This window comes from Streptomyces coeruleofuscus, assembly GCF_039532725.1.
Classification (GTDB): Bacteria; Actinomycetota; Actinomycetes; order Streptomycetales; family Streptomycetaceae; genus Streptomyces; species Streptomyces coeruleofuscus.
The window spans coordinates 1,243,849-1,263,411 of the sequence record NZ_BAAASE010000001.1; the positions used below are offsets into that span (position 1 = coordinate 1,243,849).

15 protein-coding genes are annotated in these 19,563 nt (G+C 73.2%); 6 read left to right on the forward strand and 9 right to left on the reverse strand.

Going from position 1 to position 19,563, the window contains the following annotated elements:
• Nucleotides 1–81 precede the first annotated feature (81 nt).
• Both ABFX81_RS05455 and absR1 read right to left on the reverse strand, forming a co-directional pair.
• Entirely contained in the window at nt 82–1,104 is a 1,023-nt protein-coding gene (locus ABFX81_RS05455) for a hypothetical protein (protein ID WP_346137684.1), read from the reverse strand.
• Between the two features lie 71 nt (nt 1,105–1,175).
• Nucleotides 1,176–2,261 carry a beta-glucuronidase AbsR1 gene (gene absR1, locus ABFX81_RS05460; protein WP_086854928.1) on the reverse strand — a complete coding sequence of 362 codons (1,086 nt, stop codon included), beginning with the start codon at nt 2,259–2,261 and terminating at the stop codon, nt 1,176–1,178.
• 95 nt (nt 2,262–2,356) lie between these two features.
• Here absR1 and ABFX81_RS05465 point away from each other — a divergent pair, with 95 nt between their 5' ends.
• The gene (locus ABFX81_RS05465; RefSeq protein WP_346137685.1) at nt 2,357–4,084 is read left to right on the forward strand and encodes a LuxR family transcriptional regulator AbsR2; all 1,728 of its coding nucleotides are present in this window, start codon (nt 2,357–2,359) and stop codon (nt 4,082–4,084) included.
• Between the two features lie 42 nt (nt 4,085–4,126).
• On the opposite strand, the gene ABFX81_RS05470 is transcribed toward ABFX81_RS05465, so the two are convergent.
• Nucleotides 4,127–6,694 (reverse strand): CHAT domain-containing protein, encoded by a 2,568-nt coding sequence (locus ABFX81_RS05470; RefSeq protein WP_086854631.1) that lies wholly within the window; start codon nt 6,692–6,694, stop codon nt 4,127–4,129.
• 178 nt (nt 6,695–6,872) lie between these two features.
• Here ABFX81_RS05470 and ABFX81_RS05475 point away from each other — a divergent pair, with 178 nt between their 5' ends.
• From ABFX81_RS05475 to ABFX81_RS05485, 3 genes are all read left to right on the forward strand, one after another.
• Nucleotides 6,873–8,303 (forward strand): S8 family serine peptidase, encoded by a 1,431-nt coding sequence (locus ABFX81_RS05475; protein ID WP_086854632.1) that lies wholly within the window; start codon nt 6,873–6,875, stop codon nt 8,301–8,303.
• 62 nt (nt 8,304–8,365) lie between these two features.
• Nucleotides 8,366–8,941, forward strand: coding sequence for an RNA polymerase sigma factor (locus ABFX81_RS05480; RefSeq protein WP_346137686.1), 576 nt, complete (start codon nt 8,366–8,368; stop codon nt 8,939–8,941).
• Nucleotides 8,938–9,426 (forward strand): hypothetical protein, encoded by a 489-nt coding sequence (locus ABFX81_RS05485; RefSeq protein ID WP_086852955.1) that lies wholly within the window; start codon nt 8,938–8,940, stop codon nt 9,424–9,426. The genes ABFX81_RS05480 and ABFX81_RS05485 overlap by 4 nt, the downstream gene beginning before the upstream one ends.
• Before the next feature lie 256 nt (nt 9,427–9,682).
• On the opposite strand, the gene ABFX81_RS05490 is transcribed toward ABFX81_RS05485, so the two are convergent.
• The 5 genes from ABFX81_RS05490 to ABFX81_RS05510 form a co-directional block, all read right to left on the reverse strand.
• Nucleotides 9,683–10,477 (reverse strand): N-formylglutamate amidohydrolase, encoded by a 795-nt coding sequence (locus ABFX81_RS05490; protein WP_086852953.1) that lies wholly within the window; start codon nt 10,475–10,477, stop codon nt 9,683–9,685.
• A gap of 126 nt (nt 10,478–10,603) precedes the next feature.
• Nucleotides 10,604–12,823, reverse strand: a complete 2,220-nt coding sequence (locus ABFX81_RS05495) for an NADP-dependent isocitrate dehydrogenase (protein ID WP_086852950.1) — start codon at nt 12,821–12,823, stop codon at nt 10,604–10,606.
• 255 nt (nt 12,824–13,078) lie between these two features.
• The gene (locus tag ABFX81_RS05500; protein ID WP_346137687.1) at nt 13,079–13,234 is read right to left on the reverse strand and encodes a hypothetical protein; all 156 of its coding nucleotides are present in this window, start codon (nt 13,232–13,234) and stop codon (nt 13,079–13,081) included.
• Between the two features lie 312 nt (nt 13,235–13,546).
• Entirely contained in the window at nt 13,547–14,644 is a 1,098-nt protein-coding gene (locus tag ABFX81_RS05505; RefSeq protein WP_086852948.1) for a mechanosensitive ion channel domain-containing protein, read from the reverse strand.
• Nucleotides 14,645–14,872: 228 nt separating this feature from the next.
• Nucleotides 14,873–15,856, reverse strand: coding sequence for a lysylphosphatidylglycerol synthase transmembrane domain-containing protein (locus ABFX81_RS05510; protein WP_428837134.1), 984 nt, complete (start codon nt 15,854–15,856; stop codon nt 14,873–14,875).
• Nucleotides 15,857–16,068: 212 nt separating this feature from the next.
• Between ABFX81_RS05510 and ABFX81_RS05515 the strand changes: the two genes are divergently transcribed.
• The gene (locus tag ABFX81_RS05515; protein WP_086852944.1) at nt 16,069–17,955 is read left to right on the forward strand and encodes an ABC transporter transmembrane domain-containing protein; all 1,887 of its coding nucleotides are present in this window, start codon (nt 16,069–16,071) and stop codon (nt 17,953–17,955) included.
• Nucleotides 17,956–18,057: 102 nt separating this feature from the next.
• Complete coding sequence (locus ABFX81_RS05520; protein ID WP_086852942.1) at nt 18,058–18,564, forward strand: hypothetical protein; 507 nt, start codon at nt 18,058–18,060, stop codon at nt 18,562–18,564.
• A gap of 2 nt (nt 18,565–18,566) precedes the next feature.
• Here ABFX81_RS05520 and ABFX81_RS05525 read toward each other — a convergent pair whose 3' ends face one another.
• Nucleotides 18,567–19,550 (reverse strand): tripartite tricarboxylate transporter substrate-binding protein, encoded by a 984-nt coding sequence (locus ABFX81_RS05525; protein WP_086852940.1) that lies wholly within the window; start codon nt 19,548–19,550, stop codon nt 18,567–18,569.
• Between the last annotated feature and the right edge of the window lie 13 nt (nt 19,551–19,563).

Below are 19,563 nucleotides of genomic sequence, written 5' to 3' on the forward strand. Positions count from 1 at the left end.
TGCGGAAACGCAGGTCGCAGGCCGTTCTCTCATCCATGAGAGAGCGGCCTTCGTGCTTCGCGGGCGTGGTGATCGCGGCACTCAAATGGTGCAGGTGCCCGAGCCGACGAACTGGCGCGTGCCGGTGTACGCGTCGTGGACGGCGACGGCCCACCGTGTGTAGTTCCAGCTCTTGTCGCTGTTGAACTCGTCGGTGAGTTTGCGGCAGACCGCCGCTTCGACGGCGCCTTTCAGGTTGGACTGGGAAGCGCGGCTGGCGAATCGGCTGTTGGGATCGTCGGTCCATACGTACGCGGCGCTTTCGACGGGGTCGAAGCCGAGGCTGATGCCGTCGTTGACCGTCAGGGCGTCCTCGTTTGTCTCGGCGGTATGGGCGTTCCAGGTGGCGACGATGGCCTTGACCGTGGCGTCGGCGACGCGGATCTCCGATTTGTCACTGCTGGGAATCTCAGCCGTTGCCATACCGAACTCGTCTCCGTGCCATTGGCCGGCTGTCTCCGCGACGCAGCCGTCAGTGGCCTCTCCGAAGCCGAGGGCCGCTGCGCCGAGGTCGCCGTCGGATGTCTTCCAATGGACGGAGAAGCGGCCGTAGGGCCAGGTGGTCGGGTCGTTCTCGAGGCGATGAGCGAGGGTCGAGCAGGCCGCCATCTCGCCGACCCTGCGGAACACGTCCTGATGGTCCTCGGGCAACTGCGAAACCGGCCCACCGGTCACCAGCACAGTCTGTGCCCGCTGGTTGAAGGTGATGGTGGGCTGCATGAAGTCCATGTCCTTGGTCGCCAGCATGGACAGCATCCGGTCGCGGATCGTCTTCGCCGCGTCCCGTTCTTCAGGACTGTCGGCGGTGGTGCTCGATCGCCACTCGTCGGGGTGCGGCTGTGTCTCCTCACCGGCACGGGTATAGGCAGCGTTCCGTCGGCGCCCCACTGACGGGCCACGACGCCCGGATGGCGCAGCAGCGCGTCGAAGGAGTCGCGCTCGCCCCGGCCGGGCATCGGCGTGAACGAGCGGATGGCGGCGCACGCTCCGGCGGGCCGCACCCGGCGGTTCAGGGCGGCGTGGCCGACGACGCATGGCGTGGTCGAGGACGTCGCCCACCCCCATGAGGCGACGTCCTCGACCCTTCCCCCGGCGCCGGACTGTGGCTCAGGTGCCCGCGCGGCGGATCCGTGCCGTCACCAGCACATCACCGCCGTCTCGCCGGAACCCCAGGCGGAGTACAGGCGTACGCGGACGAAGTAGCGGCGACCCTTGACGAGCCGCACGCTGACCGTGGCGTTGTGCGGAGTACCTCCGTCGTCCTGCCCGGCGAGGTAGCGGGGTTCCCCGTCCCGCTCCTCGAAGACCACGACGACGGCGTCGCTGTCGCCGAAGGTGCCCAGCGTGTACGTGCGGGTCTCCGGCGGGTCGACGACGAAGTCGGCCTGCTCGCCCGGCCCGAGACCGAGCGGCGCCGAGCGGAACGGCACCAGCGCGGGCGGGCCCGCCGGATGTGCCGGCGGATACCAGCGGAGCGCGAACTCCTTGTCGGCGGCGGACAGGGTGCCGGGCGGGCTGAGACCCGCCCGGTACTGCTCGGGCTCCAGGACCAGCCCCGACGGGAACGGAAACTCCATGATCGAATGCGGGTCCCAGACGGAGCCGTTGGCCTCGTCCGGGTCGAGCTTGCGCAGGATGTTGTAGTGCGTCCGCTCCCGGCTCCAGTGGTGGGGCGGGCCCGCCAGTTCGGCGTACACGGCCTCGTCGTCCCAGTGGAGACCGGCGAACGGGCTCTGGTGCTCGTGCAGCATGCCGAGCGCGTGCCCGATCTCGTGCAGGGCCGTCCCGCGCTCCCCGGGCGCGATCAGGTCCCAGCCGAAGTTCATGGTGCGCTCGTTCCGGCCGGCCGGCAGCGCGTCCCGGCCCACCGCCGACCAGGAGCCGGCGCCGAACTGGAACGCGATGCGCAGTTCGGCCTCCGAAGGGTCGTCGACCTCGGCGAAGGTGATCCCGATGCCGAGGTTCTGCCACTCCTCGAAGCACTCGCGCACCACGTCCCGCTGCTCCCTGGCGCCGACCCACGACACCCGTCGCGTCATCCCCGTCCCCGGCACGGGGATGACGGACGCGTCGGTGTCACGGTCGAAGAAGCAGTAGTGCAGGACCGTGCCGTTGACCCACATCCGCCGCCCGCTCGCGAGTGCGCTCAGCCGCTCGGCCGCCAGCCCGGGTGCGAAGGCGGGCGCCGGCGCCTGTGCCAGCGAGCAGTAGCGTGCGGTCATGGCCACAGCCTGCCCCGCGGCCGGTCCCGGGCGCCTGAGTCGGGGGCTACTCAAGTCGCCCTGTATCAGAAGTGAGCAGCGGCGCTCATGCATGTGTGACGACTTACGAGCGGGACGCGACGACGCTGGAGCTGCCCTGGCCGTTCGCCGGGCGGGAGGACGAACTGGAGCTGGTCCGCCGGTCCCTGGCCGGCGGACGCCGCGGCATCGTGGTGACGGGCCCGGCGGGTTGCGGCAAGACCCGCCTCGTCACCGAGGCGCTCCGCGGCACCGACTGCGCCCGGGCGGCGGGTACGCCCGAGAGCCGGGCCATCCCCTTCGCCGCGTTCGCCCATCTGCTGCCGGAGCCGGTCACCCTGCACCGCGCGGTCCAGCTCCTGTCGGGCATGCGGACGTTGGTCGTGGACGACGCCCAGCTGCTCGACGACGCCTCCGCCGCCCTGGTCCACCAGCTCGCCGTGCATGGCCGCACCCGCCTGCTGGTCGTCGCCACGGACGGCAGCCCGGTGCCGGGTGCGATCTCCCGGCTGTGGACCGGCGAGCTGCTGCCGCGTCTCGCCCTGGAACGGCTGCCCGAGGAGGAGACCGCGCAACTGCTCGCGGCGGCCGGGGCCGGACCCCTCGAACCACTGACCGTCAACCGGTTGCGGCGCCTGAGTCAGGGCGACCTGCGGCTGCTGCGCGACCTTCTGGGGGCCGTCCGCGGACTGCTGACCCCCGTGCCCGGAACCGGCGAACGGGCGTGGCGCGGCCCGGTGCCGCTGACCACGGCCGTCCGCGAACGCACCGCCCAGGTCCTCGGCCGCACCTGCCCGCTCGAACGGGAGACCCTCGACCGCCTCGCCTTCGCCGAACCCCTCTCGCGGACACTGGACGACCTCGACCTCGGAGCCCTCGAAGTCCTGGAGTCCGACGGCCTGATCGAGGTCGACGACCTGGGCGGCGTCCGCCTCGCCCACCCCCTCCACGGCCCCGTGCTCAGAGCCGCGGCCGGCCGGCTGCGGGCGCGTCGGCTGGCCCGGACGCCGGACGCGTACGCCTCGGCGCTCGACGCCGAGTCGGCCGCACTGGCCCGCCGGATCGACCGGGACGACGTACGGGCGATGCCCACGCCGGTGGGGGAGTGGCTGGTCGCCGAGGGCGGCCCGCTGCTCGGCCGGTACGCCGCCGTACGCGCCCGGTTCGCCCGGCTGCGGGGCGAGGTGAGGGAGGCGGAGGCCTGGGCGAGGGAGGGCCTGCGGGGCGATCCCGGGGACGCGTCGTGCCGGGACGAACTCTCCCGCGCCTCCGCACCGGTGGACATCCGGGGCGACCTGGACCTCGAAGCCCTCACCGACCCCTACGACGCCGTCCGTCTCGGCGCCCCCGAGAAGGTCATCGACCGGCTGACCGGCGTGTTCGCCCGGCACGCCGACGCGCTGACCCGTGCCGACGGCCCGGCCCTGGACGAGGTGGCCGAGGAGCTGGAGCGGCGCGGCTTCACGCTGTTCGCCGCGGAGGCGCACGCCCAGGCCGTGCGCGCCCACCGTGATCCGAGCGCCGCCCGCCACTCCCGCACCCGGGCCGTCGCCCTGGCCCGGCGCTGCCAGGGTGCCCGCACACCCGCCCTGTCCGGGCTGGTCCTCGGCGAACTCACCGCCCGGCAACGGCAGATCGTCACGCTCGCGGCGGCGGGCCTGAGCAACCGGCAGATCGCCGAACGCCTCACCCTGTCGATCCGGACCGTCGGCAACCACCTGTACAGCGCCTACGCCCGCCTCGGCGCGAGCGACCGCGGCGCCCTGCCCTGGCTGACGGAAGTCCCGCAAGCCCAGCCGGCCTGAGGCCGCACCCTGACCGGCGGCCTGACCCGAACAGGGGACGGGTCAGGCCGCCCCGAACGCCGAGAACGCCCACCCCGTGGCCTGGTGCAGCGCGTCGCCCGGCAGGGCGGCCCGGGCGTCGCGCAGCGCCTCCGCCAGGGACAGGCCGGCCCCCAGGCCCTTGTGCAACGCGAGCATCAGCGGCACCACAGCGGCGTCGTTGACGGGCGCGCTGCACGCCACCACCCCGGCCGTGCCGAGCGGCAGCAGCGCGGTGACCAGGCCGAGCAGTTCGTCGGCGCCGACGGAGGCGAGGAGAGCGGTGTCGCAGCAGGACAGGATGATCCGGTAGGGGCTGCGGGTCAGACGCTCGAAGTCGTGCACGACGATCGGGCCGTCGGCCATCCGCAGTGAGGAGAACAGCGGGCTGTCCGCACGGAACGTGCCGTGCGCGGCGATGTGCGCCAGCGCGGCCCCGTCCAGCTCCTCCAGCACCCGCGGCACCCGCGCCTCGTCGTCCTCAAGAACCGTCGCACAGGCATAGCGGTCGGCCAGTTCGGGCACCTCGGCGCCGCCCGTGGCCAGGCCCGGGCCGCGTACCAGCACATGGCGGCCGTCCGGTGGCGGCGCGGTCTCCCGGGCCCGCAGCCAACTGCCCGCCGACGGCGACACGCTGAGCACCCGTTCCCGCAGCGACGGCAGCAGCGCCCACGGCACCCGGTGCAGCCGTCCCGGCGGCACGATCACCACCGGGCCGCCGCCCAGGTGCGCCGCGGCCGGTCCGAGCAGCAGTTCCTCCAGCCGCCGCCCCGCGGCCTCCACCACCGGAAGCCGCGCCTCGGCCCCCGGGTGCGCCAGCCGCCGCAGCCCCGCCTGCACGTGCTCGGCCTCGGTCTCCGCGTCGGCCAGCAGCCCGGCCTCGAACCTGCGCACCCGCCCCTGCCCGCACAGCAGCACCTGCACCCGCCCGTCCAGCACGGCGAGTTCCACCAGCCGCACCTCGTCGCCCAGCCGCTCCAGCAGCCGGCCGACGTCGAAACGATCACCGCCACCGGGGGCCTCGCCGCGCATGTGCAAGGTCCGGGAGCGGATCTGCCGCTCCAGGCGCCGCTGTTCACGCTCCAGGGCCGGAACCGGCCGGCCCTCCATCCGGGCGGCCTCCGCCCGGGAGGCGATCTCACGGAAGGCCGTCATGCCGCTGAGCAGTTCCGGGTCGGCGGGAGGCCGGGTCGGCGGGGTGGACAGCACGGTGGCCCGCCAGCGCTCGCTCCACACCAGCAGCCGCCGCGGGCCGCCGGAGGCGAGGCTGGCCCGTCCGGCCAACGCGGCCAGTTCCGCGCCCTGTTCGGTGGCGCGGGCCCGGAGTTCCGAGGCGCCCAGCGTCATCCGGTGGTCGTCGAGCACGTCCAGGCCGCGCCGGCACGCCTCCAGCACGCCCCGGGTGGACCCGGCGGCCCGGGCCCGCAGCGCCTGCGCCGCCCAGCCCGTCATCCGCGCCAGCGGCGGGCCGCTGCGTCTGCTGCGGGCGGCGACGGCCAGATGCCGTTCCGCGTCCGCCGTCCAGCCCAGGCCCAGCGCGATCCGGCCGGCGAGCAGCGACGCCTCCGGTGCGGCCGGCGCGCCGAAGGCGGCCAGCTTCCCGGCCACCGCGGCGGCGTCGGCGACCAGCCGCCCCGAGCCGCGCCCGGCCGCGTGCCGCGCCTCGATCAGCACCAGCCGGGCGTGCGTCTCCCACCAGGTGCGCCGCTGCCCGGCGAACAGCCGTACCGCCAGGGCGGCACGGGCGATCGCGGTGTGCGGGTCCCCGGCCAGCCGTGCGGCCCGGGCGGCGGCCAGCAGCAGCTCCGCCTTGCGGGTGGACTGCCCGCCGATCCCGTCCAGCTTCCCGATCGCCGCGTCCGCCTCGGCCAGCGCCTCGGGAGCCAGCCCGGCCGCCATCAGCACCTCACAGCGCCGGATGTTCAGCATGAACGTCGGCGTGCCCAGCCGGGCGTAGCGCTCCTCCGCCTCGTCGAGCAGCCGCAGCGCCGCCGGCACGTCACCGGACCGGAACGCGGCGAGCCCCCGGCTCTCCACCGCGTCGGCCTTGTCGTGCTCCTGGCCGGTGGTCTCCCACAGCGTCTCGGCCGCGGTGAAGTCCGCCTCGGCCCGCTCCACCGCGCCCAGCGCCAGGTGCACGGTCGCCCGCAGGGTCAGCGCCCGCGCCGTCCAGATCACGTCCTCCGCCTGGCGCAGCACGGGAATCGCCCGGCGTACGTCCTCCAGCGCCTCGCGATGGTGACCGAGCACCCACCACACGTACGCCCGCCGGTACAGCACCCGCGCCCGCGTGTGCCCGCCGCCCCGCGCGACGCCCCGCTCGAACGCCGCCAGGCCCTCCCGGGTGCGCCCCGCGTGCACCAGCGCCACCCCCAGGGTGGCCAGCACGTCCGCCTCCCGGTCGGCCGAGTCCGCCCGCGCCGCGAACTCCCGGGCCCGCCGCAGGTGGTTCAGCGCGAGCCGCAGATCACCGAAATCCCGCTGCCAGATACCGATCACCTGATGCGCGACGGAGGCGTCCAGCGGAGAGGGATCGGCGCCGAGCAGCGCCCGGGCCCTCGCGAGAGCCTCGCCCGGATCGGCGAACACCATAGGCAGCAGTTCCTGCACCGAGCCGCTTCCCGCTGTCACTCCTCGGATGGTAGTGGCCCCCGAACCGCGGCACACAGGGTTGGCTCTGTATCAAAAAGCCGCCCGACGGCTCTTGTCGACGAGTACCGACGACCGTTCGCCGCACCGACCGACGCCGTCGCCCAGTGGGAGGACCCGCATGGCACCTCAGCGATTCCACGAGCAGTTCGACCAGATCCAGCGCTCGATGCCGGACGTCCCCCTGGCGATGGGACCGGACGACTCGGCCGAATTCATGTACGAGAAGGGCGTCGTCCTCGTCCGCGACGGCGAGGAGGCCCGGATCGTCGAGGACACCGTACGGGCGCACTTCACGGCGGCACCCGACCTCGACCAGGGCCAGGTCCGCCGGGCGGGCCCGCGGGCCAACCGCAGCGGAGTCACCCGGATCAGGGTCGGCGACCCCGGCGAGGGGAGCCGGGGAACCGACCGGGCCGTCGCGCAGGCCCTTCGGTCCGTGCGCGAGCGCGAGGCCCGGGCCGGGCACCGGATGGTCGCCCGCAACCACGTGGTGCACATCGCGGTCAACGCCTGCCCCGGCGACGAACCGGTACCCGTCCCGGCGAGCGAGCCGCCCAACCCGGCGGCCGCGGACACGGCGTACGACCCGGGCACCGCCGTCGGCGTCCTCGTCGTCGACACCGGCCTCACGCACGACTACCGCTCCTGCACGCTCCTCGCCCACGCCGACGGCGACGCCCAGGTCCAGGAGTGCGACGAGCAGGGGATCCTCCAGCAGTACGTCGGGCACGGCACGTTCATCGCCGGGCTCGTCGCCGCAGTCGCCCCCAACACCGACATCACCGTGCGCGGCAGCCTCAACGACGCCGGCGCCATCCTGGAGTCGGAGTTCGGCGAGAAGCTCTTCGAGGCCGTCGACGCCGGCGGCTGGCCCGACGTCCTCAGCCTCTCCGCCGGCACCTCCAACGGCCGCACCGACGGCCTGCTCGGCGTGGAGAACTTCATGCGGGAACTGCGCGAGCAGCGCACCCTGCTGGTCGCCGCCGCCGGCAACAACGGCAGCGCCACGCCCTTCTGGCCCGCCGCCTACGCCGACCTGCCCGGCTGGGAGGACTCCGTGCTGTCCGTCGGCGCGCTGCGCAGCGACGGCGAGTCCGGCGCCTGCTTCACCAACCACGGTTCCTGGGTGAAGGTCTACGCCCCCGGCGAGCGCCTCACCAGCGCCCTCACCGGCTTCGAGACACCCGTCCCGTACGTCTACCAGCACTCCACGTACGACGCCTGCCGCTACGGCTTCACCTACGGCTGCACCTGCCGGCACCCCCGCCACACCGGAGTGCTGAGCGACGAGAACGCCTCCGCCAAGCCGGACCAGGTGATGTTCGAGGGGTACGCGCAGTGGAGCGGCACCTCGTTCGCCACCCCGGTGACCGCCGGTCTGGTCGCCGCCCACATGACGGCGCACAAGGAGACCGACCCGCGCGCGGCCCGGCGGCGACTGCTCGCCGCCGACACCGGGTTCGCGGAGGTGTGCGGGGCGCAGGTACCCGCGCTGCGCCCGCCCACCTGGCGCCCTGTCCCGGTCGTCCCTCTCGCCCCCGGTCTGTGAGGGCCGGAACCGCCCCCTCCGCGGCGTACGATGACGTGCCGTACTCGAGGGGTGGGGCTGCCGTGGACCGTACTGATGCCGGGGCGCTCGTCCAGGCCGCCGCCGACGGCGACGCGGCGGCCTGGAAGGCGCTCGTGGAAGGGCTGAGCCCCCTGGTGTGGTCCGTGGTGCGGGCCCACCGGCTGTCCGACGCGGACGCCCACGAGGTCTACCAGACCGCCTGGTTCCGCTTCGCCCAGCACCTCGGGCGGATCCGGGAACCCGGCAAGGCCGGCGCCTGGCTGGCGAGCACCGCGCGCCACGAGTGCCTGAAGGTCATCCGGAGCTCGCGACGGCTGACCCTGACGGACGATCCACGGCTCCTGGACCGGGTCAGCGAGGACGGCACGCCGGAACAGTCGCTGCTCGACTCCGAGGAGGCCGCCGCCCAGAGCGAACGGGTACGGCGGCTGTGGCAGGAGTTCGAGGAACTGGGCGAGCGGTGCCGGCAGTTGCTGCGGGTGCTGATGGCCACCCCGCCGCCCAGCTACCAGGACGTGTCCGCCGCGCTCGGGATCGCGGTGGGCAGCATCGGGCCGCTGCGCCAGCGCTGTCTGCGCCGCCTGCGGGCCCGGCTCGAAGCGCGGGGGGCGGTATGAGCGACTTGAGCGACGACGAGCTGTTCGACGAAGACGACCGGGGGGACGAGGCGTTGGACGCGGGGCTGCTGGAGGAGGAACTCCGGCGGGCCGCCGCCGTCCTGGACCCCGTGCCGGCGGAGCTCCAGCAGATCGCCGTCGACGCCTACGCGCTGCACGACCTGGACGCCCGAGTCGCGGAACTCACCTTCGACTCGCTGGTCGACGCCCTGCCGGTCCGGGGAGCCGGCGACCCGCCCCGGATGCTGACCTTCCAGGCGGGCGAGGTGACCGTCGACGTCGAGGTCACCGGACACGGGCTGATGGGGCAGGTGCTGCCGCCTCAGCCGGCCAGGATCGAGGTCCTGACCGGACCACGCCCCGGCTCCTCGCTCACGTCCGACGACCTGGGCCGCTTCACCGCCGACGCACCGCCCCTGGGCCCCTTCGCCCTGCGGCTGCGGACCGGCGGGGACGTGGTGGTGACGGAGTGGCTCCGGGCGTAGTCCCCGGATGCCGTGCGCCCGGCGGCCGACTGCGCCGGGCACACAGGCTCACGGGCGCGCCGAGGAACCGGGTGCAGGCGTCAGGCCGGCGAGGCCGCCGGGGGAACCGGGCGCAGGCCTCAAGTCCGCGGGCCCGCCGGGGGGAAGCCGGGGCAGTGCCCGGGTTGGGCCGGAACCCGGTGGGCAGGGCCGAGTCGGATCGGCCGGTGGACCGTCCCGTACGACCTCGTCCACCAGTTCGTCGAGCAGGTCTCGGTCAGGACACGGCGTCGACCAGGCGGGCCAGCGCGGCGGCGAGCCGCTCGAGGCCGGGACCGGCGGGACCGCCCGGCTCGGTCATGTAGGTGTCCCGGCGGATCTCCACCATGAGCGCCTCGACCCGCGGGTCGGTCCCGTAGAACTCCAGCGGCACATAGGCCCCCCTGAACGGGCTGTCGAGCCCCGTCTCCCCGACGTCCCCGAAGGCCTGCCGCGCGGCGTCCAGCAGCGCAGGAGAGGTGTGGAAGGAGTCGGTGCCGAGACACACCGGCGGGCGGGGTCCCTCCCCGTGCAGCTCGTACGGCAGTCGGGCCCGGGGATAGGAGTGCACGTCGATGATCACGGCCCGCCCGGTGGCCGCCAGCCGGTCCGCCACGGCCTGCGTCATCGCCCGCGCGTACGGCAGGAAGTACCGCTGGACGAGCGGCCCGGCCTCGACCTTCCCGGACCGCAGCACGGCGCCGTGCGTGGTCCGGGTGTAGACCGCGCCCATGCCGACGGCCCGCATCTCCTCCCGTTCGTCGGGGAAGCGCTCGGGGTCGACGACCAGCCGCGACAGCCGGTTGACGAACCGCCACGGGACGACACCGGCCGCCCCGGACGCCGACTCGGCGATCTGAGCCGTGTGCGCGTCGGTGATGTGGTCCAGCTCCCGCGCGAGCTCGTCGTCGCCCAGCACGATGTCCGCCCGCACGGACGGCGGTATCTCCCGCGCCGAGTGCGGGACATGCAGGATCACGGGGGAGCGCCCGGCACCGGGCAGGACGTCGAAAGACCGGAGGTCGTCGGTCACGCGGCGGCTCCAGGGGACGGTGTCGGGGGGCTCCGCTCGAAAGCCCGGCCTCTTCGAACATAACTCCGCCCCGGCCGGGCGGTGCGCAGGCCGGGGCGGAGCGGAGGGACCGAGTGGTCCGGGGCGTCAGCTCAGGGACGCCAGCGCCTCGTTCCACGTGGCGGACGGGCGCATGACCTCGGCGGCCTTCGCCGGGTCGGGCTGGTAGTAGCCGCCGATGTCGGCCGGCTTGCCCTGGACGGCGTTCAGCTCGTCGACGATCTTCTGCTCGTTGGCGGCCAGCGTCTCGGCGATCGGGCCGAAGGCCTTCGCCAGGTCCGCGTCGTCGGTCTGCCCGGCCAGCTCCTGCGCCCAGTACAGGGACAGGTAGAAGTGGCTGCCGCGGTTGTCGATGCCGCCGACGCGCCGGGTCGGGGACTTGTCCTCGTTGAGGAAGGTCGCCGTGGCGCGGTCGAGGGTGTCGGCGAGGACCTGGGCGCGGGCGTTGCCCGTCACCTTGGCGAACTGCTCGAGGGACGGCACGAGGGCGAAGAACTCACCCAGGGAGTCCCAGCGCAGGTAGTTCTCCTTGACCAGCTGCTGCACGTGCTTCGGCGCCGAGCCGCCCGCACCCGTCTCGAAGAGGCCGCCGCCCGCCATCAGCGGGACGACCGACAGCATCTTGGCGCTGGTGCCCAGCTCCAGGATCGGGAACAGGTCGGTCAGGTAGTCGCGCAGCACGTTGCCGGTGACGGAGATGGTGTTCTCGCCGCGCCGGATGCGCTCCACCGACAGCTTCGTGGCCTCGACCGGGTTCAGGATCCGGATGTCCAGGCCCTCGGTGTCGTGCTCCGGCAGGTACTGCTCGACCTTGGCGATCAGGTTGGCGTCGTGGGCGCGGGTCTCGTCCAGCCAGAACACCGCCGGGTCGCCCGTGGCGCGGGCGCGGGTGACGGCCAGCTTCACCCAGTCCCTGATCGGCGCGTCCTTGGTCTGGCAGGCGCGGAAGATGTCACCGGCCGAGACCGTCTGCTCGATGAGCGCGGTGCCGTTCTGGTCGACCAGGCGGACCGTGCCCGTGGTGGCGATCTCGAAGGTCTTGTCGTGGCTGCCGTACTCCTCGGCCTTCTGCGCCATGAGGCCGACGTTCGGCACCGTGCCCATGGTGGACGGGTCGAAGGCGCCGTTGGCCTTGCAGTCCTCGATCACGGCCTGGTAGACGCCCGCGTAGGAGGAGTCCGGGATGACCGCCAGGGCGTCCTGCTCCTGCCCGTCCGGGCCCCACATGTGGCCGGAGGTGCGGATCATGGCCGGCATGGAGGCGTCGATGATGACGTCGGAGGGCACGTGCAGGTTCGTGATGCCCTTGTCGGAGTCGACCATCGCCAGCTCCGGGCCCTCGGTGAGCTCGGCGTCGAAGGAGGCCTTGATCTCGGCGCCCTCGGGCAGGGCGTCCAGGCCCTTGTAGATGCCGCCCAGACCGTCGTTCGGGGTCAGGCCGGCCGCGGCGAGCTTGTCGCCGTACTTCGCGAACGTCTTCGGGAAGAAGGCGCGCACCACGTGGCCGAAGACGATCGGGTCGGAGACCTTCATCATCGTCGCCTTCAGGTGCACCGAGAACAGCACGCCCTCCGCCTTGGCCTTGGCGACCTGCTCGGTCAGGAACTCGCGCAGCGCGGCGACCCGCATCACGGAGGCGTCGACGACCTCGCCCTCCTGGACGGGTACGGACTCGCGCAGCACGGTGGTGCTGCCGTCGTCGCCGACGAGCTCGATGCGCAGCGCGCCGTCCTCGGCGATCACCACGGACTTCTCGGTGGAGCGGAAGTCGCTCTGTCCCATGGTCGCCACGTCCGTCTTGGACTCGGCGGACCAGGCGCCCATGCGGTGCGGGTGGGACTTGGCGTAGTTCTTGACCGACGCGGGGGCACGGCGGTCCGAGTTGCCCTCACGCAGGACCGGGTTCACGGCGGAGCCCTTGACCTTGTCGTAGCGGGCGCGGATCTCGCGCTCCTCGTCGGTCTTCGGGTCGTCCGGGTAGTCCGGCAGCGCGTAGCCCTGGCCCTGGAGCTCGGCGATCGCGGCCTTGAGCTGCGGGATGGACGCCGAGATGTTCGGCAGCTTGATGATGTTGGCGGCGGGCGTCTTGGCCAGCTCGCCGAGCTCGGCGAGGGCGTCCGGGATGCGCTGGTCCTCGGTCAGGTACTCCGGGAACAGGGCGATGATGCGCCCGGCCAGCGAGATGTCGCGGGTCTCGACGGCGACACCCGCCTGCGAGGCGTACGCCCGGACCACCGGCAGGAAGGAATACGTTGCCAGGGCCGGGGCCTCGTCAGTGTGCGTATAGATGATGGTCGAGTCAGTCACCGGGTGCTCCGCTCCACGTCTGCAACATTGCTCGACATCAAGATATCTCCTGACGGACCTCGTCTCGACAGGGGTCCACGCCCAGTTTCGCGCCACCGACGGCTCCGGGGCCCGGGCCGGGGAGACAGTGCGGCGGGTGGCGGCCCCGCGACTGCCCTGGTCGGCGCGGCGGCGGCTCCGGCGGGAGGGCCGCCGTCGTCGGTGGCACGGGTTTCTCCGGCCCCGGCCGCGCCGGCCGGCCGCCTCGCGCGTTCGTCAGCTTCCCGCGAACGCCTGGGCTGGGATGCCGACGTGCTGCCGCACGTCGTCGGCGGCCGGCTCGGGAGCGACCGGCGACCTGGGACCGGCGTCGGCGTCCTGGTAGTCGATCGGCGACGGGAGCGCGTACGCGTACCCGTCCTGCTCGCTCATGGCCGCTGGTCGGCGCGGCGGCGGCTCAGGCGGGAGGGCCGCCGTTGTCGGTGGCACGGGTTTCTCCGGCCTCAGCCGCGGCCGGCCGCCTCGCCCGCTCGTCAGCTTCCCGCGAATGCCCGGGTCGGGATGTCGGCGGGCTGCCGCACGCCGTCGGCCGGCTCCAGAGCGACCGGAGTCCGGCGCCCGGCGGCCGATCGGCGAGCGGATCGCGTACCCCGTACCCGTCCCGCTCGCTCATGGCCCCAGGGGTCGTGCAGGTCACGGTGGCCGGCCACCTGATCAGGAGCACCGCAGCGGCCCCGCGAGGCCTCAGTCGAAGCGGACCGAGGAAATCTCGTTCGGCTCGATCTCGCCCGTGCGCTGATGCGGGATGACGACCCCGCCCTGCTGGAGCGCCACCGTCCGGGCCGGGGCGGGGATGCGGATGCCCTCCGCGCGGTAGCGCTTGTGCAGGCGCTTGATGAACTCGTGCTTGATCCGGTACTGGTCGCTGAACTCGCCGACGCCCAGGATGACGGTGAAGCCGATGCGGGAGTCGCCGAACGTGTGGAACCGGATGATCGGCTCGTGGTCCGGCACCGCGCCCTCGACCTCGGTCATCGTCTCGGCGATGACCTCGTTGGTCACCCGCTCCACGTGCTCCAGGTCGCTGTCGTAGGCCACCCCGACCTGGACCAGGATGGTCAGCTGCTGCTCGGGGCGCATGAAGTTGGTCATGTTCGCCTGCGCGAGCTGGCCGTTGGGGAGTACGACGAGGTTGTTGGACAGGTTGCGGATCGTCGTCTGCCGCCAGTTGATGTCCTCGACGTAGCCCTCCTCGCCGCTGCTCAGCTGGATGTAGTCACCGGGCTGGACGGTCTTGGAGGCGAGGATGTGGATGCCCGCGAAGAGGTTGGCGAGGGTGTCCTGAAGCGCCAGCGCGACCGCCAGACCGCCGACGCCCAGGGCGGTGAGCATCGGGGCTATGGAGATCCCCAGCGTCTGGAGCACCACCAGGAAGCCGATCGCCAGGACCAGGATCCGGGTGATGTTGACGAAGATCGTGGCCGAGCCGGCGACACCGGAACGGGACTGGGTGACCGTGCGCACCAGGCCGGCCACCACCCGCGCCGCCGACACCGTCGCCACGGAGATGAGCAGCACCGTCAGCACCTGGTTGGTGTGGTGCTGCACCGTCTTCGTCAGCGGCAGTACCGCCGCCGCGCCCGCCGCGCCGCCCACCACCGCGGCCCACGGCAGCACGGCCCGCAGCGCGTGCACGATGACGTCGTCCCCGCTCCAGCGGGTGCGGTCGGCGTGCCGGCCCAGCCAGCGCAGCAGCATGCGCAGCGCGAAGGCCGCCAGCAGGCCCGACACCAGGGCGATGCCGGCGAAGACCAGATCGTCCGCGGTGAGCGCCCGGTTCACCTGTCACCTCCGGGAAGAAGAACTGCGGCGGACGCCGTTGCCGGCGGCCGGATGTGAAGTTTCGTCACGTCGTCACCTGTTCGTCCTGCGGGATGTCCGGTCGCGCCCGACCACCCTGACCCGGGGTCGGCACGATCGTTCATCCTGCCGCATTCCGCATGGGGTTTCGTACCGTGGAACCGGCCGAGCCGGGGAGCTCCGCCCGGACACCCGGGACCTGTCGGCCGGTCAGATCACCTTGAGGCGTACCAGCGCCGCCAGCGTCAGCGCGCCCGGCAGCAGGGGCAGCCAGACCGTGATGACGCGGAAGGCCAGCACCACGGCCGTGGCCACCGCGGCCGGGCCGCCCGCCGCGACCAGCGCCATGACCAGTGCGGCCTCCACCGAGCCGATCCCACCCGGGGTGGGCACCAGCGCGACGGCGACCGTCGCCGCCAGGTAGGCCACCGCCATGTGCGCGGGCGGCACGTCCAGCCCCATCGCCCGGCCCACCAGCACCAGTACGGTCGCCTGCAACGCGGGGAACGTGAAGGAACCGCCCCACAGGGCCAGGGCCCGGGCCGGGCGGGTGTGCACCGAGCGGGCCTCGCCGAGTGCCGTCCGCAGGAAGGACAGCACGGCCGAGCGCACCCGGCGGACCAGGACCAGCACGGCCACCGCGATGACGAACACCACACCCGCACCGGCCAGCAGCGGGCCGAACGCCGTCTGGGGAACCAGCGTGCCGAGCCGCAGCGCGTCCGGGAACGCGACGAGCAGGATGCCCAGCAGGGCCACCCGGCCGACGCTCTCCGCCAGCAGATACAGCGCGAGGGCCGCCGACGAGCGGGCGAGCGGCAGCCCGCACACCGTCATGAACCGCAGGTTGACCGCGCTCGCGCCCAGCCCGGTCGGCAGCAGGTGGTTGGCCGCGCCCGCCGCGAACTGCGTGGCGAGCAGCCGCCGTCGGGGCAGCCGCTCGACGACCGCGCCCTGCCGGGTGCAGGCGGCGGCGACCCAGGTCAGACAGGTCGCGCCCGCCGCGGCCAGCAGCCACGGCCATTCGGCGTTGCCCAGATGCGCGAAGCCCTCGGCCAGCACCGACCGGTGCCGCACCGCGACCACGGTGACCAGCAGGAGCGGAAGCAGACACAGGATCTGACGCAGGAGGCGGACCGGGACGCGACGGGGGAGTCGCCCCGGGCGGAGTTCGGGGAGTTGTACCGCTGTCACGTCCGCAGAGGCTTCCCACGCCCCGCCAACGGCGGGTTGCGGACGGGCGGACGGCGTCTTACGCGCGGGGAGCGGCTGGGAGGAGAGCGTCATCGGGGCCTTTGCGGGGGGACGGGGAGAGGGGGTTCGGGCCGATTGTGCGGGATGTCGGGGCGATGTGCGAGCGCCTTGACCTCAAGATTGCTTGAGGTTCTACGTTCTCTGCCATGAGTATGGAGACCACAGCGTGGACACAACTGCACAGCGTCATGAACGCCCAGGAGGAGCGCCGCCCGTTCGCCCTCGCCACCCTGCGCCGCATCGGCGCGTTCGCCCGCCCGCACCGGCGCCGCATCGCCCTCTTCGTCCTGCTCGGCGTGGGGACCGCCCTGCTCGCCGTGGCGACCCCCGTCCTGGCCGGAAGCGTCGTCGACGCGATCGTCTCGGACGGCACCGAGAGCACCGTCGTACGCCTGTCCCTGCTCATCGCGCTGATCGCGGTGGCGGAGGCGGCGCTCGGCATCCTCGGCCGGAGGCTGTCGGCGACGCTCGGCGAGCACCTCATCCTCGATCTGCGGACCGCCGTCTTCGACCATGTGCAGCGCATGCCGGTGGCGTTCTTCACACGCACTCGTACGGGCGCCCTCGTCTCCCGACTCAACAACGACGTCATCGGCGCCCAGCGGGCGTTCAGCAACACCCTGTCCGGCGTGGTCAGCAACCTCGTCACGCTGCTGCTCACACTCGCCGTGATGCTCACGCTGTCGTGGCAGATCACCCTGCTCGCCCTGGTGCTGCTGCCGGTGTTCGTCATCCCGGCCCGGCGCATGGGCAGCCGTATGGCCCGTATGCAGCGGGAGGCCGCGACGCTCAACGCGGCCATGGGGACCCGCATGACCGAGCGCTTCTCCGCACCCGGCGCCACCCTGGTCAAGCTCTTCGGGCGCCCCGGGGAGGAGTCGGCGGAATTCGCCGAACGCGCCCGCCGGGTCGCGGACATCGGCGTCCGGACGGCGACCGCCCAGGCCGCGTTCATCACCGCCCTCACCCTGGTCTCCGCCCTCGCCCTGGCCCTGGTCTACGGCCTCGGCGGCACGCTCGCCCTGCGCGGCACCCTGGAGCCGGGCGCGGTCGTGTCGCTGGCGCTGCTCCTGACCCGGCTCTACGCGCCGCTGACCGCGCTCGCCGGGGCGCGGGTCGAGGTGATGAGCGCCCTGGTGAGCTTCGAGCGGGTCTTCGAGGTGCTGGACCTGAAGCCGCTCATCGAGGAGAAGCCGGACGCGCGCCGGGTACCCGACGGGCCCGTCGCGGTCGAGTTCGACCACGTCCGCTTCGGCTACCCTGCCGCCGACAAGGTCTCCCTGGCCTCCCTGGAGGAGGTCGCCACACTCGACAAGCGGGGCGGTGACGAGGTCCTGCACGGCATCTCCTTCCGCGCCGAACCGGGGCAGACCGTGGCGCTCGTCGGCTCCTCCGGCGCGGGCAAGTCGACCGTCGCGCAACTGCTGCCGCGCCTGTACGACGTCGACGAGGGCGCCGTACGCGTCGGCGGCGTCGACGTCCGCGACCTGAGCGCGCGCTCCCTGCGGGAGACCCTCGGCATGGTCACCCAGGACGGGCACCTCTTCCACGACACCGTCCGCGCCAACCTCCTCCTCGCCCGCCCCACGGCCACGGAGAGCGACCTGTGGGACGCCCTGCGCCGCGCCCGGCTCGACGACCTCGTACGGTCGCTGCCCGACGGTCTCGACACGGTGGTCGGCGAACGCGGCTACCGCCTGTCCGGCGGGGAACGCCAGCGCATGACCATCGCCCGGCTGCTGCTGGCCCGGCAGCGCGTCGTCATCCTCGACGAGGCCACCGCCCACCTCGACAACACCTCCGAGGCCGCCGTCCAGGAGGCACTCGCCGAAGCCCTCGAAGGCAGGACGGCGGTCGTGATCGCCCACCGGCTCTCCACGATCCGGACGGCCGACCAGATCCTGGTCGTCGAGGCCGGCCGGATCGTGGAACGCGGCACGCACGAGGAACTCCTGGCGGCGGGGGAGCGGTACGCGGAGCTGTACCGGACCCAGTTCGGCGGGACGGAGAGCCCGGTCGTGGAGGAGGCCGCCGCGTAACACGCCCGGCCTCGGTGAACGGCTCCGGGTGCGCGTCCGTACCCCTGACGAGTACTCCTGCCCGCCCGCGAGGGCGGGACGGTCCGCATCCGGAGAGACGACGTGTCCCAGCAGCAACCGCACGCACGATCCAGCCGCCGGTCCCTGCCCCGGGCCCTGCGGCTGCGCGCCGCCGCACCGGCCGCCGCACTGGTGATGCTCCCCCTGGTCACCGCCTGCGGCGGTGGTGACGACGCCAAGCCGGCCGCCCGCGGCAGGGCGGCCACCCCGAGCGGGTCCGCCGCTCCCGCCGCCGGAGTCGTCGCGCCGGCGAAGGTGGAGGTGATCGCCGGCCTGACCGGCTGCAAGGTGAAGATCCGCACCGAGGCGGACGAGCTGCGCGAGGGCGTGTGCCACACGAAGAAGGGTGACTACCTCATCACCACCTTCCCCGAGGAGAAGCTCAAGGAGACCTGGCTGGAGTCGGCCAGCGTCTACGGGGGCAAGTACCTCGTCGGCATGCGCTGGGTGGTCAGCGCCAAACCGGAGATGCTCGAACCCCTTCGCGCGAAACTGGGCGGCTCCGTCCGGGAGTTGCGGGGCATCGGGCCCAGCGCGAAGCCCTCCTGACGTCACCGCCGTCCGAGCCGGCGGACGAGACCGGCGACCTGTTCGTCCTGCCGGGCCAGGTAGGACTCGAAGGCACGGCCGGTGGCGAACACGTCCCTCCAGCCGTGCCGCCGGAGCTCGGCCCGCCACTGGCGGGAGTCGTGCAGCTCGGTCAGGGCCTCGACCCAGCGCCGCCGGTCGGTGTCGCTGATGCCGGGCGGGGCCACGATGCCCCGCCAGTTGGCGAAGACCAGGTCGATCCCCGAGGACTTCAGGGTCGGGACACCTGGCAGCACACCGACCGGCCGCTCGCCGGTGACGGCCAGGACCCGCAGCCGGCCGGCGCGGATCTGGTCGAGGAACTCGCCGAACCCGCTGGTGGCGACGGAGACCCTGCCGTCCAGCAGCGCGGGCAGCAGCTCACCGCCCCCACCGTCGTAGGGCACGTAGACGACCTTCCTCGGGTCGATGCCGACCGTCTGCGCCAGCCGCATCGGCAGCAGGTGATCGGGGCCGCCGGCCGAGGACCCGCCGCCCACCCTGAGGCTCCCGGGGTCCTCGCGCCAGGCGTCCACCAGCGCGCCGATCGTCCGGTACGGCGAGTCCTTCCGGACGACGATCGCGCCGGCCTCTTCGACGAGGCGTGCGATCGGGGTGGTCTCGGTGACGGTCACCTTCGACCCCGCCGCGTGCGCCGCGCCCACGACTCCGAGGCCCATCTGGAGGGCGAGATCACCGTTGCCCCGCTCGTCGGCGAGGCGCTTCAGGCCCACCGTGCCGCCGGCGCCGGGCAGATTGAACACCTGCACGTCCGAGGCGATCCCGGTCTCCTCCATGACCCGGGCCGCGGTACGGGCCGTGGTGTCGTAGCCGCCGCCCGGCGTGTTGGGCACCATGAGCCGCAGGTCCCGCGCGGGTCCGCCGCCCGGCCACCCACCGCACGCCCCGGCCGCCAGCAGGGCCAGGGCGGACAAGGCGCCGAGCAAGGCGCGTGCGGGACGTCTCATGACACCTCACTTC

What these genes read in the sequence shown, in the direction of transcription:
- ABFX81_RS05455 (WP_346137684.1), bottom strand. Translation starts at nt 1,104, where the DNA reads ATGGGGGTGGGCGACGTCCTCGACCACGCCATGCGTCGTCGGCCACGC.
- absR1 (WP_086854928.1), bottom strand. Translation starts at nt 2,261, where the DNA reads ATGACCGCACGCTACTGCTCGCTGGCACAGGCGCCGGCGCCCGCCTTC.
- ABFX81_RS05470 (WP_086854631.1), bottom strand. Translation starts at nt 6,694, where the DNA reads ATGGTGTTCGCCGATCCGGGCGAGGCTCTCGCGAGGGCCCGGGCGCTG.
- ABFX81_RS05475 (WP_086854632.1), top strand. Translation starts at nt 6,873, where the DNA reads ATGGCACCTCAGCGATTCCACGAGCAGTTCGACCAGATCCAGCGCTCG.
- ABFX81_RS05485 (WP_086852955.1), top strand. Translation starts at nt 8,938, where the DNA reads ATGAGCGACTTGAGCGACGACGAGCTGTTCGACGAAGACGACCGGGGG.
- ABFX81_RS05500 (WP_346137687.1), bottom strand. Translation starts at nt 13,234, where the DNA reads ATGAGCGAGCAGGACGGGTACGCGTACGCGCTCCCGTCGCCGATCGAC.
- ABFX81_RS05515 (WP_086852944.1), top strand. Translation starts at nt 16,069, where the DNA reads ATGGAGACCACAGCGTGGACACAACTGCACAGCGTCATGAACGCCCAG.
- ABFX81_RS05525 (WP_086852940.1), bottom strand. Translation starts at nt 19,550, where the DNA reads ATGAGACGTCCCGCACGCGCCTTGCTCGGCGCCTTGTCCGCCCTGGCC.